The sequence below is a fragment of the Xanthomonas sp. NCPPB 3442 genome, from assembly GCF_056725145.1.
This window is the reverse complement of sequence record NZ_CM161514.1, coordinates 3626249-3638889: the sequence shown is the minus strand read 5'-3', so window position 1 is coordinate 3638889 and position 12641 is coordinate 3626249. Positions and strand designations below refer to the sequence as shown.

The following is a 12641-nucleotide window of genomic DNA, read 5'->3' as shown; positions in this document are numbered from 1 at the left end:
TCCGGCCATCGCTGGCGGCGCATGCTGCATGCGGCCAGTGTAGCGATCACCACCAGCGACTCCGTGCCCAATGCCAGCGGCGGCACCAGCCTGCGCATGCCTGGCCAAGCTCCTGCGGGCCGCCACGCGCCACATCGCTCACGCCGATTGGCCCAGCGCCACGATCGGCACGAAGCCACCGTAGACCATGCGCTTGCCATCGAATGGCATCGGATTGACTGACGGGTCCATGCGTGGGTCTTCCATCATCTTGCGCATGCCCTCATCGCGGGTGGCCTTGTCCGGCCATTCGATCCAGGAAAACACCACGGTCTCTTCGGCGGTGGCATCCACGGCGCGATAGAAATCGGTCCATTGCCCCGGCTGGACATCGTCGCCCCAACACTCCACTACACGCAGCGCACCGTATTCCATGATGACCGCATCGCCCATGCGGGCATGCGCGATGAATGCTTCTTTGTTGGCCGTGGGGACGGCAAGTACAAAACCATCGATATACGACATAACCACCTCCGCAGACGGGGTGCACGGTGTGCACCCGAGGATGACCAAGGGATGTTGGTACGACCAAGAACTGGAGAGCAGTGGGGCAGGAGCGTGCGTCCAGCGTGCTGGCCGCACGAGCATACGGCGCATGGGGTGCAACGGCACTGCTTGAGTTGGCTGTCACCTGGGCTGCCTGGCGCACTGCCAAGGCCCTGGCTGTCGGGCTCGCTGACACGGCGGCAGCGGATCTGTTGTGCGTCGATCGACGGCAGCGCGCTGTTGGCCCCTCTTGCTGGAGGCCGCGGCAATGCATCGGCCAAGATGCGCTGGTCGCACACCTGCGCGCGCATCGGCACTGCGCCGCCGGGAACGTGCGGCGGTCAGGCTGCCAGGTTGTGGCGGCGCAGTCGTGCTTCGAAGACCACATCGCCGTCCTCGTTGCGCGCCTGCAGCGTGCCGCCGTGTGCCTTGACGAACTGGTCGGCGATGAACAGGCCCAGTCCCAGTCCTTGGCTGGCATGGAAGCTGGCCTTGAACGGTTCGAACAGGCGCGGCATCAGGCTGTCGGGGATGCTGCCGGCGTTGCGCACCGACAGGCGCAGGGTGTCGTGTTCGCGTCCATCCAGATGCACCTGCACCGGATGGCGTCCGCCATGCAGGACGGCGTTGCCGACCAGATTGGACACGACCTGCGCCAACCGGTCGCCATCCCCATCGCCATCCAGGTCGCCCTCGGTGCGCAGGTCGATCGTAGTGTGCGGATTGGCCTGCGCCACTTCGCCTACCACGCTGTGCACCACCTCGCCCAGGTTGCATGGGCCGAACTGCATCGGCAAACCATCGGTGCGCAGGCGCGAAAAATCCAGCAATTGCTCGACCATGCGCGACATGCGGTGCGCGCTGTTTTCCAGGTGTTCCAGCGTGCGCGCCGCCGAACTGTCGGCATCGACATCCAGGCCGAGTTTGTCGGCGCACAGCAGGATCACCGACAGCGGCGTGCGCAGGTCGTGGGTGAGCACGGCCATCATGGTTTCGTTGAGCGTGAGCGCGCGTTCGAGCGAGGCATTTCTCGCCTTGAGCAGCCGCCGCTGCTGGTACAACTCGATGAACACGTTGACCTTGCTCAAGATCACGTGCGGCTCGATCGGCTTGTGCAGAAAATCCACGGCGCCGGTTTCATAACCCTGGAAAGCGCGCATCGGATCGTTTGGCGAGGCGGTCAGGAAAATGATCGGCACATGCCGGGTGCGCTGCGAACCGCGCATCAATTCCGCCAGTGAAAAGCCGTCCATTTCCGGCATGTGCACGTCCAGCAGCGCCAATGCCACGTCGTGTTCGAGCAGCAGTTCCAGCGCCTGCGCACCGGAGGCGGCGCATAGCACGCGGATGCCGTCGCGTTGCAGCAGCGCTTCCATGGCCACCAGGTTCTGCGGCACATCGTCCACGATCAGGATCTTGGTCGATTCGGTGTCGTCGCTGCTTGCAGCCAGGCCGGTCGCGGTGAGGTTCATGCGTGAAAAGCTTCCAGTCGGGTGCAGATGGCTTGCAAGGTCAGCACCGCATCGGCGCCGGCGTGGGCGAGAGCGGAGGCGGGCATCAACGAGGCGGCAGCGTCATCGGGGCGTTGGATCCAGGCGGTACCGCCCACCGCACGCACCGCGGCCACCCCGGCGCTGCCGTCGCTGCTGGCACCGGTGAGCAGGATCGCCAGCAGGCGTTCGCCGAAGACATCGGCAGCCGATTCGAACAGCAGGTCGATCGCCGGGCGCGAAAACAACACCGGCGCATCCATCGACAACGCCAGGCTGTGGCGGGTTTCCACCAGCAGGTGGTAGTCGGGCGGGGCGATGGTGACGGTGCCGGGCAGCAGCGGTTGCTTGTCGTCGGCCTCGCGCACCGGCAACGCGCAGCGCGCATCCAGCAGCTCGGCGATGTGGCTGGGGCGGTCGCGCGGCAGATGCAGCACGACCAACACCGGCATCGGCAAATCCGCCGGCAGCCCGGACAACAACGCCTGCAGGGCCATCACGCCACCGGCGGAGGCACCGATCACGATCGCATCGAAACACTGGGCTGCAGACGCGCGGCTCATGCGGCCTTCCGATACAGCCGCTGCTCGCGCGCGCAGGCTTCGAAGGCCTGCGCGTGCGCGCCGAACTGCAGCGACTCCTTGCTGCCCAATCCGAGAAATCCGCGATGCACCAATGCGTCGTAGAACAGCCCCACTGCGCGATCCTGCAAGCTGCGGTTGAAATAGATCAGCACGTTGCGGCACGACACCAGGTGGACTTCGGAAAACACCGTGTCGGTGGCCAGGCTGTGATCGGCGAACACGATATTGCGTTTCAGGCGCCGGTCGAACACCGCACCGTCGTAAGCGGTGGTGTAGTAGTCCGACAGCGAGGTGCGGCCACCGGCGTCCAGATAATTGCGGCTGAACTGCGCGATACGATCGATGCCATAGGCGCCGGCTTCGGCCATGCCCAGCGCTTCGGGGTTGATGTCGGTGGCGTAGATCACCGCCTTTTCCAACAGGCCTTCTTCGTGCAGCAGGATGGCCAGGGACCAGACTTCTTCACCGGTACTGCAGCCTGCCACCCAGAGCTTGATCGAGGGATAGGTACGCAAGACCGGCACCGCATGCTCGCGCAGGACGCGGAAATATGCCGGGTCGCGGAACATCTCCGAGACCTGCACGGTGAAGAACTGCATCGCCTGCGCGAAGGTGTCCGGCTCGTGCAGCAGACGGTGCTGCAGATCGGCCACGCGCGCGCAGTCGAAACGCGCCATCGCGTGGCGCATGCGCCGTCGCAACGACGACACCGCATAGTCGCGGAAGTCGTAGTGATAGCGCTGGAATACCGCTTCCAGCAGCACGCGCAGTTCCAGGTCGAACAGCTCTACCGCGTTCATTGCCGCGAGCACCACACGCGGCACAGCGAGACCAGCTTGTCCACGTCGATGGGCTTGGCGATGTAGTCGTTGGCGCCGGCTTCCAGGCAGCGTTCGCGGTCGTCGGCCATGGCCTTGGCAGTCAGCGCGATGATGGGCAGATCCTGCCATTGACGGTTCGCACGGATCTGCCGCATCGCGGTGATGCCATCCATCTCCGGCATCATGATGTCCATCAGGACCAGGTCCACCTCGTGCTTGGCCAGGTGCTCCAGCGCCTCGCGGCCATTGCGTGCGATCTGCAGCGTGACGCCCAGCGGTTCGAGCACGCTGGAGAGCGCAAAGATGTTGCGCACATCGTCTTCGGCCAGCAACACGGTGGCGCCGTCCAGCACCGCGTCGCGGCGGCGTGCTTCGCGCAGCAGGCGCTGCTGATCGCTGGGCAACGAGGCTTCCACGCTGTGCAGGAACAGCGTCACCTCGTCGAGCAGGCGTTCCGGCGAGCGCACGCCCTTGATGATGATGCTCTTGGAATACCGGCGCAGGCCTTGTTCTTCGTCGCGGGTCAGGGCGCGCCCGGTGTAGACGATCACGGGAGGGAAGGCGACCGCATCGTTGCCGGCCATGCGTTCGAGCAGGTCGTAGCCGCTGCCGTCGGGCAAGGCCAGATCGGTAACCATGCAATCGAAGGTGGAGCCTGCCAGCTGATCCATCGCCTCGGCAATGCTGCCGACCGCGACGATGTCCAGCTGGTCGCGCGCCAGCAGCAATTGTAGGTTCGCGCGCAATGCGCTGTCGTCTTCGACGATCAACAAACGACGCACTGCGCGTGCATTGGTTTCTTCCAGCTGGCGGATCGCACCGGCCAGCAGTTCGCGCGTGGCCGGCTTGATCAGGTAGCCAACCGCACCAAGCTCCAGCGCAATCTGGCTGCGTTCCAGCGCGGACACCACGTGGACAGGCACATGGCGAGTGGCCGGATCGCGCTTGAGGCGTTCGAGCACGCTCAGACCGGACGCATCCGGCAGGCCGATGTCCAGCAGGATGCCGCTCGGGCGCATCTCGGCGGCCAGGCGCAGGGCCTCTTCTGCGTTGGGGGCCACCACGCAATCGAAATCCAGTTCGTGGGCCAGTTCCACCAGTGCTTGCGCAAAGCGGGTGTCGTCTTCCACCGCCAGGATCAGCCGGCCGGGGCGGCTGCGTTGGTCGCGATCGTCGTCGGCCCGTTGGATCGGTGTAGCGTTGGGCGATGCGATCGGCACCGGCACCGGCACCGTGTGGGCCACCGCACCACCAGTCGCGCCGGATTGCGCACCCATCGCGCTGCCGTTGCGTTGTTGCACATGGGCAGCAGACGCCGGGCCTGCGACCGCGGCGGCGTTCGTAGCTGTATCGGCAGGGCCGGTCACCTCCGCAGGTGCGCCATCGGTCGGCAATTCCAGCGTAAAGCAGCTACCGCGCCCGGGCTCGCTGTCCACACTGATGCTGCCGCCCATGCGTTGGGCCAGGTCGCGCGAAATCGACAGACCCAACCCGGTACCGCCATAACGGCGGCGCGTGCTGCCGTCGGCCTGACGGAACGCTTCGAAGATCACTTCGCTCTGTTCGCGCGCGATGCCGATGCCGGTATCGGTCACCGCAAAGTGCACACGGCCGGGCGCATGCGCCTGGACCGTCAAGCTGACCTTGCCGTGTTCGGTGAACTTGATGGCGTTGGCCAACAGGTTCTTCAGGATCTGCTGCAGGCGCTGGTTGTCGACGACCAACTGTGCCGGCGCGCCGGCAGCTGCCGCGATCTCCAATGCCAGGCCCTTCTGTCGCGCCAGCGGTTCGAAGGTTTCGCGCAGGCGTTGCAGCACCGAATCGGTGACGACCGTTTCGTCCGCCAGCTCCACGTGTCCGGCTTCGATCTTGGACAGGTCCAGGATGTCGTTGATCAGCGCCAGCAGGTCGTTGTTGGACGACAGGATCGCCTGCGCATATTTCACCTGCTCGGCGCTGAGCGTGCCGTCCTTGTTGTCGGCCAGCAACTTGGCCAGGATCAAGGCGCTGTTGAGCGGCGTGCGCAACTCGTGCGACATGTTGGCCAGGAATTCCGACTTGTAGCGCGATGCAGTGGACAAGTCGTTGCTATTGCGCACCAGCTGATTCTGCGCGATCAACAAGGCCTGCTTTTGCGCCTCAAGCGCCTGCGTGCGCTCTTCCAGCTGCACGTTGGTCTGTTCCAGTTCTGCCTGCTGCACTTCCAGGTCGCTTTGCGATTGCTGCAGGCTACGGCTCTGTTCTTCGAGTTCCTCGTTGGCCACGCGCAGTTCTTCCTGCTGGGTCTGCAGTTCCTCGCTCTGTCGCTGGGTTTCTTCCAGCAACGCCACCAGCTGCGCGCGCAGCAATGCGGTGCGCAGTGCCAGGCCGATGTTCTCGCCGCAGCGTGCCAGCAGTTCTTCTTCGCGCGAGCCGGCGGTGCGTGGGTCGGTCACGCGCCCGAGCTCGATGACGCCGATCACCCGGTCGTCGGCGGTGATCGGCGCCAGCAGCAGCTCCTGGCAGCTGCTCTGGCCCAGTCCGGAGGCAATCTGCAGATGCCCGGCGTCCATGCCACGGATGCGACGCACCGTGCCATGTTGCAGCACTTCGCCGAGCTGGCCGGCCGCGGTGGGCAGCGTCTGCGGCAGATCCGGCGGCAACGCCGCACCACCGGTGAGTCGCAGACGGTCGCCCTCGATGCGATACAGCGCGCCGACCTGCGCATCCAGTGTCTGGCACAGTGCGCGCACCGCGGCGTCGGCCAGCTCCTGCGGTGCCTGATCGCCGCGCAAACTGGCTTCGACCGTGTTTTCTGCCTGCTGCAGCCACAGTGCGAATTCGGCCTGGCGGCGTGCGCGGATCGCTTGCATCACCACCAACGCCATTGCCAGGAACGACACGCCGCCAATGCTGCGATTGACCGAGGAAAAGCTCGAATTCGTGCTTGGTGGCGCGAGCTGAAAACCGATCGCCAGCAGGACACACGACAGCACGCCGACGATGAGTGGCACCTGCGGGCGGTTCTGAAACACCGTTACGCCCACTGCCACGAAGTAGGTCAGCCACACTGCATAACCGAGCGGGGTCACCAGTTCCATGCCCAGCGTTCCAGCCATCAAGGCCCCCGCGATGACCCACACCCAGCGGTCGCGTGTGGTCGAGATGGTGTGCATAAGGTGCGTGGACCGAACTGGAAGGGCGGTCATGGTAGCCGATAACTTTCACGCACAAATCGCCGGGAAATTGACGCTTTTTGCTGCCGGGTTGGCTTGCACGCAGCCTTCACGTCGCTATCAATATGGTCCCGCGCTTTTCCGGAGAATCATCGCGCGATGGATGCGGAAACGGCCGTCGACAGCGCAGGGCCGCTTTCTTACGACAGCCGGCAGTGTCAGCTGTTGGTACAGAGCGTGTCCGATTACGCGATCTATATGCTCGATATCGGTGGGCATATTCGCAGCTGGAACCCCGGCGGCGAGCGCATCAAGGGCTACAGCGCAAGCGAGGTCCTGGGCACGCATTTCTCGCGGTTCTACCTGCCCGAGGATGCGCAACGCGACGAACCCAGCCGCAATCTGGAAATTGCCAAGCAAGCAGGGCGCTTCGCTGCCGAAGGGTGGCGCCTGCGCAAGGACGGCAGCCGGTTCTGGGCCAGCGTGGTGATCGAACCGGTGCTGGAATTCGGCGTGCTGGTCGGGTTTGCAAAAGTCACCCGCGATCTGACCGAGCGCCATGAAGCGCAGCAGTTGCTGCAACAGGCGCAGCAGGCGTTGCTGCAATCGCAGAAGGTCGAAGCCTTGGGCCGGTTGACGCTGGGCATGGCCCACGATTTCAACAACCTGCTCACGGTGATGGTGACCAGCCTGGACCTGATAGCGCTGCGCGCCGGCGAGGATGCGCGCACCCGCATGTTGATCGAAGTGGCGCAAACTGCGGTGGATCGCGGCACCTTGTTGACGCGGCAACTGCTTGCTTTCGCGCGCGGGCAACAGCTGAACCCCGAACGCCACCCCGTCAACGACATCGTGACCCGTTCGTTGGAACTGTTACGGCGTGCTTGCCCGCCGGGTGTGAGCTTGGCGTTGCAGTTCGCCGACGCACTGCCGCATGTGCGCGTCGACCCTGGCCAGCTGGAGGCGGCGCTGCTCAACCTGGTCTTCAATAGTTGCGATGCGATGCCCGCTGGCGGCAGCATCGTGTTGCTGACTTCTGCTGCGCAACGACCCGAACCCTCAGGCCACCAAGGCGTCCTTCGCCCGTACGTCGCCCTTGCGTTACGCGACGATGGTCCGGGGATGTCCGCGCACGTTGCACAGCGCGCCAGCGAACCTTTTTTCACCACCAAAGATGTCGGCAAGGGCTCCGGCCTGGGCTTGAGCCAGGTCTATGGCTTCGCATCCCAGTCCGGTGGCTTCGTCGAGCTTGAGACCGCACCCGGACGCGGCACCACCGTCACCGTGTTTCTCCCGGCCGTCGAGGAGGCCGAGCATGACTGAATCCCTTCGCCTACTGATGGTGGAAGACCAAGAAGAACTGCGCGAACTGATCGGCGAAGCGCTGCGCGATGCCGGCATCAGCGTCGACACCGCCGATGATGGTCACAGCGCGTTGCGCATGGTGCGCGACAGCGGCCCGTACGATGTGGTGTTCAGTGATATCCGCATGCCCAACGGCATGTCGGGCATTGAGCTGAGCGAGCAGGTGGCGCAACTGCTGCCGCAGGCACGCGTGATTCTGGCCTCGGGATTTGCCAAGGCGCAGTTGCCGCCGTTGCCGGCTCAGGTCGATTTCCTGCCCAAACCCTACCGCCTGCGCCAGCTCATCGACATGCTCAAGAGCACTCCCGCCAACGCGTAGACGTTGGCTGGGCGTGCGGCATCGACGGCGCTGCTAGTGCGCCTTGTCGATGGCGCCTTCAACCCGACGTGTCACGCCGGCACGGCGACGTGACCACCAGGCACACCAGATGCAACGATCGCGCCCGGTTCGAAGGCGCGCCCGCGCGCGGCAACGCGGCGCCACACGGCTGGCGGTGCCCGACACGTCATGCGCCTGGGCAGGCCCTGTGCATTGCATCCGATCGCTCATCGCAACTTGAGCATCACGATCGAATGCGCCGGCAGCGCCACGTTCACTGCCTTGCCTTGGACACGTGCGCCTTTGAATGCCGCCGGCGCAACGGCCTGTGGCTGCGCATAGGTGTTGTACGTGGTGATCGCCGGTGCGGTCAGGATCTGTCCCTCCACCGCACGCAGCGGCAGCCCTTCCACCTGCACGCTCACAGCCGCCGCCGCAGTCGCGTCCAGGTTGGTCAGCGCGAGATACACATGGCCGTCCTTCGCCTTGACCGCCGAGCCGTGCACGGCCGGCACCTGCGTGTCGCCATGACGATACGCAGGTGTCTGCAATTGCAGCGGCAGGTGTGTGGCGTCCTGGTAGGGCTTGTAAAGCGCAAACACGTGATAGGTCGGCGTCAGCACCATCTTCTCGCCATCGGTGAGGATCATCGCCTGCAGCACATTGACCATCTGCGCGATGTTGGCCATGCGCACACGCTCGGCATGCTGGCTGAAGATGTCGAAGTTGAGCGACGCCACCAGCGCGTCACGCAGGCTGTTTTGCTGCTGCAGGAAGCCGGGATTGGTGCCTGGCAATGGCGCATACCAGGTGCCCCATTCGTCCACGACCAGGGACACTTTCCTTGCCGGGTCGTACTTGTCCATGATCGCGCTGTGCTTGGTGATCAGCTCGTCCATCACCAGCGTGCGTGACAACGTCTGGATCCACGCGGTTTCGTCGAACGTGGTCGAAGACGCGCGCGGCGGCCAGCCACCGGGAATGGTGTAGTAGTGCATGCTCAGCCCATCCATGAACTTGGTGGCCTCGCGCATCATCACCTCGGTCCAGTGATAGTCGTCGTCGCTTGGGCCGGGCGCGATCTTGAAAATCTTCTGGTTGGCCGGCGACTTGACGAAGGTCTGGTAGCGGCGAAACACATCGGCTGCGTACTCCACGCGCATATTGCCGCCGCAGCCCCACAGCTCGTTGCCCACACCGAAGTAGGGAACCTGCCAGGGCGCATCGCGGCCATTGGCGCGGCGCTCGTTGGCCAGGCTCGAGCGTGTCGGCGCGGTCATGTATTCGGTCCACTGCGCAATCTCCTCCGGCGCAGCATCGCCCACATTCCCGGCGACATAGGCCTGGGTGCCGAGCAATTCGGTGAAGTCCATGAACTCGTGCGTGCCGAAACGGTTGGACTCTTCCACACCGCCCCAGTGCGTGTTGACCCGGATCGGGCGCTTGCCCGGCGTGCCGACGCCATCGCGCCAGTGGTATTCGTCGGCGAAGCAACCTCCAGGCCAGCGGATGTTGGGCACGGCAATGGCTTTCAGCGCGGCGACCACGTCGTTGCGATAGCCGCGCGTATTGGGGATCGACGATTCCTCGCCCACCCACACGCCACCATAGATGCCGGTGCCCAGATGCTCGGCGAATTGGCCGAACAGTTGCCGTGACACCTGCGCGCCGGGCTGGTCCACGCGCAAGGTGCCGCTGACCTTGACCTCGGCAGCGAAGCTGGCCGGCACGCTGGCAAGCGCGGCGGCGACGAAAACGGCGTTCAACAGCTGCCTGCGCGATGCCTGCAACGCGGGGGAAATCCACTGCATCGGGTCGGTGCTCCTGTGCTGGTCGATGGTCGGGTGGGTGCTGCTGCGATGGGAAGTGCGCGGCTAGCGTAGTGCCGGTGGCCGCCCTTTGTATTGCTGCAGCGCGGCCGCTGCAGGCGAGCGCGGCAGTCGCTTCGCCACTGCAATCGCCTCGCCGGCCAGGATGTGCGCGGCGGCATGGTCGGCAGCCATCGCATGCGGCTATGCTCGCGGGCTACCTCATCGGCAGGACGATCCATGCAGCGAGTGTTCGGGCAGTTGCCAGACGGTGTCGAAATCCATGCGCTCACGCTACGCAGCCAGGCTGGTCTGCAGGCGGAGGTGCTCACCTACGGCGGCATCCTGCATACGCTGCAGTTGACCACCGCACAGGGTGTCGTGCCGCTAGTGCTGAACCTGCCGGATCTAGCCGCCTATGCTGCCGATGGCGACAGCCTCAACATTCTGGTGGGCCGCTTCGGCAACCGCATCGCCGGTGCGCGTTACACCCTGGAGGGCGTCACCCACGTGCTGGCCGCCAATGAGGGGCGTAACCAGTTGCACGGCGGGCTGCGCGGTTTCGGGCGACGGGTGTGGAGCGTGCTGGAGCAGGCGCCGGACCAGGTGCTGTTGGGCTACGACTCACCCGATGGCGAAGAGGGCTACCCCGGCAATCTGCATGTGCGCGCGCACCTGCAGCTTCACGGGCTGAGCCTGCAGCTGAACTTCCAAGCGCACTGCGATGCCGCGACTGCGTTGAACCTTACCCACCACCCGTATTTCAATCTGTCCGGCGATCCGCAGCTGTGGGCCGCAGCGCAGGTGCTGCGCGTGCCGGCCGATCGCTACCTGCCGGTGGATGCCGAGTCGATCCCCACGGGCGAGATCGCATCGGTGACCGGTACGCCATTCGATTTCCGCCAGCCTGCTGCGCTGGCCGACAACACTCAGCCGGCGCATCCCCAGATCATCCTCGGCAAGGGCTATGACCAATGTCTGGTGCTGGCCGCCGACGCGGACTGCGTTGCCGAGCTGTACTCCCCGCACAGTGGCGTGGCGCTGCGCATCAGCAGCGATGCCCCGGCGGTGCAGGTGTACGAAGGCCAGCATCTGGACGCCCATCATCCCGGACTGGGTCGTGGCGTATGCCTGGAGCCGCAGGACTATCCGGACGCTCCCAACCACCCCCACTTCCCTTCGACCATCCTGCGGCCGGGCGAGACCTACCGCCGCAGTATCAGCTATCGCTTTGCCAAGGCGGGGCCGGACCAGCCCTGGGACGCCGTGCGCGCCGCGCTGGATGCGTGAGAGATTTCAGCGCTTGGGGGTTGGCTGAGCTGCGTCGTGCGGGCGCGACCCGGCACCGCTGATCGCAGTGCCCACTCTGAAGTTGCAAGACCTTCAGTTGCCGCAAGCCTGGGTTGCCAATGCTCTGGTGTGCCTGCCCGTAGCAGGCCGCAGAAGTTCGATCCATGCGCGCGGCCAGCGCACCGGCCAGGATGTGCAATCCAGGCGATCGCACTTCGCCGTGTTCGATTTCACATCAGAGACGCTGGGCTAGGCCAACCGCGCTCAACGCGGCCCCAGCACCAGCTCGATGACGAACTTGCTGCCGAAGAACGACAGCACCAGCAGCGCCATCGCGGTCAGCGTCCAGTGCACCGCCTTGGTGCCGCGCCAGCCATTGCGCCAGCGGCCGATCAGCAGCGCACCGAACACGATCCACGACAGGATGCTCAGCACGGTCTTTTGCAACAGCCGCTGCGCCAGGAAGTCCTGCACGAACAACAGGCCGGTCAGCAGGGTCAGGCTCAACAGCACAAAACCCACCGTGATCGTGCGGAACAGCAGCGTTTCCAGCTCGGTCAGCGGTGGCAGTGCGCGCAGCCAGCTATGGAAATCGCGCCGCCGCAACGCGCGCTCCTGCAGCCACAGCATGATTGCCAGCAGCGCCGCGATGCCCAGCGTGGCGTAGGCCAGCAAGGCCAGCCACGCGTGCAATTCGAGTCGCCAGCCCAGATCCGAACTGGGCTCATGGCCGTAGGCGTGGTAGCTGGCCAGCAGGATCGCCGACAGCGGGAACACCACCACACCCACCGCCGCCATCCGCCCGCGGCCGCCGAACACCGCCGTCAGCGCAGCCATACCCAGCCCGCACAACGACAAGGCCGCGAAGAAGTGCATGTCCGGCCCGCCGGCGGTGCGCACGGCCACCAGCACGTGGTAACCGGCGTGCAAGGCCACTGCAGCCAATGCGGGCGCCAGCCAGTGCGCAGGCGATTGGTTGCCATCGCGCAACACCGCCCGGGTGAGCAGTGCCGTGGCAAGCAGATACAGGGCGAACGCGATGAGAACGATTGTCATCGTGGAAGTTTCGCATGGTGGGGCCGGGATTGGGGATTGGGGATTGGGGAATCGGGAATCGGGAATCGGGGAAGCCTGGCAATGGGTCGCTGGGGTTTTGCTGGCCGGCAGGGGCGGGCGGTACCTCGCATGAAGTGGGGTGCGCCGGGTACGCAGTAGAGCGTCTATTACCGGCCTTGCTGCCGTTCTGCTCGTCGCAGTCCCGGTCCCCGGCGGATTGCCCGCCGC

Annotated in this window: 10 protein-coding genes; 3 read left to right on the top strand and 7 right to left on the bottom strand. The window is 65.1% G+C overall.

All coding sequences use genetic code 11. The features are described from left to right. Positions 1-138 precede the first annotated feature (138 nt). The 5 genes from AC1POX_RS15710 to AC1POX_RS15690 form a co-directional block, all read right to left on the bottom strand. Positions 139-504, bottom strand: coding sequence for a DUF1428 domain-containing protein (locus AC1POX_RS15710; RefSeq protein ID WP_008571105.1), 366 nt, complete (start codon positions 502-504; stop codon positions 139-141). A gap of 362 nt (positions 505-866) precedes the next feature. Then, positions 867-1997 carry a hybrid sensor histidine kinase/response regulator gene (locus AC1POX_RS15705; protein WP_008571106.1) on the bottom strand — a complete coding sequence of 377 codons (1131 nt, stop codon included), beginning with the start codon at positions 1995-1997 and terminating at the stop codon, positions 867-869. Next, on the bottom strand, positions 1994-2578 hold the full coding sequence (locus AC1POX_RS15700; protein WP_011346781.1) for a chemotaxis protein CheB: 585 nt from the start codon (positions 2576-2578) through the stop codon (positions 1994-1996). The genes AC1POX_RS15705 and AC1POX_RS15700 overlap by 4 nt, the downstream gene beginning before the upstream one ends. Beyond that, on the bottom strand, positions 2575-3423 hold the full coding sequence (locus AC1POX_RS15695) for a CheR family methyltransferase (protein ID WP_008571108.1): 849 nt from the start codon (positions 3421-3423) through the stop codon (positions 2575-2577). The genes AC1POX_RS15700 and AC1POX_RS15695 overlap by 4 nt, the downstream gene beginning before the upstream one ends. Beyond that, entirely contained in the window at positions 3396-6575 is a 3180-nt protein-coding gene (locus AC1POX_RS15690) for a response regulator (protein ID WP_372356367.1), read from the bottom strand. Before AC1POX_RS15690 ends, AC1POX_RS15695 begins: the two co-directional genes overlap by 28 nt. 159 nt (positions 6576-6734) lie before the next feature. On the opposite strand from AC1POX_RS15690, the gene AC1POX_RS15685 reads away from it, so the two are divergent. Continuing rightward, complete coding sequence (locus AC1POX_RS15685) at positions 6735-7898, top strand: PAS domain-containing sensor histidine kinase (protein WP_218489293.1); 1164 nt, start codon at positions 6735-6737, stop codon at positions 7896-7898. After that, on the top strand, positions 7891-8259 hold the full coding sequence (locus AC1POX_RS15680; protein WP_007967477.1) for a response regulator: 369 nt from the start codon (positions 7891-7893) through the stop codon (positions 8257-8259). The genes AC1POX_RS15685 and AC1POX_RS15680 overlap by 8 nt, the downstream gene beginning before the upstream one ends. Positions 8260-8486: 227 nt before the next feature. On the opposite strand, the gene AC1POX_RS15675 is transcribed toward AC1POX_RS15680, so the two are convergent. After that, the gene (locus tag AC1POX_RS15675) at positions 8487-10070 is read right to left on the bottom strand and encodes an alpha-N-arabinofuranosidase (RefSeq protein WP_122272229.1); all 1584 of its coding nucleotides are present in this window, start codon (positions 10068-10070) and stop codon (positions 8487-8489) included. A 237-nt stretch (positions 10071-10307) separates the two neighbouring features. Between AC1POX_RS15675 and AC1POX_RS15670 the strand changes: the two genes are divergently transcribed. Further along, entirely contained in the window at positions 10308-11357 is a 1050-nt protein-coding gene (locus tag AC1POX_RS15670; RefSeq protein WP_372356366.1) for an aldose epimerase family protein, read from the top strand. 264 nt (positions 11358-11621) lie between these two features. Here AC1POX_RS15670 and AC1POX_RS15665 read toward each other — a convergent pair whose 3' ends face one another. Further along, positions 11622-12413: a cytochrome C assembly family protein gene (locus tag AC1POX_RS15665; protein ID WP_008571117.1), complete on the bottom strand. Its 792-nt coding sequence runs from the start codon at positions 12411-12413 to the stop codon at positions 11622-11624. Between the last annotated feature and the right edge of the window lie 228 nt (positions 12414-12641).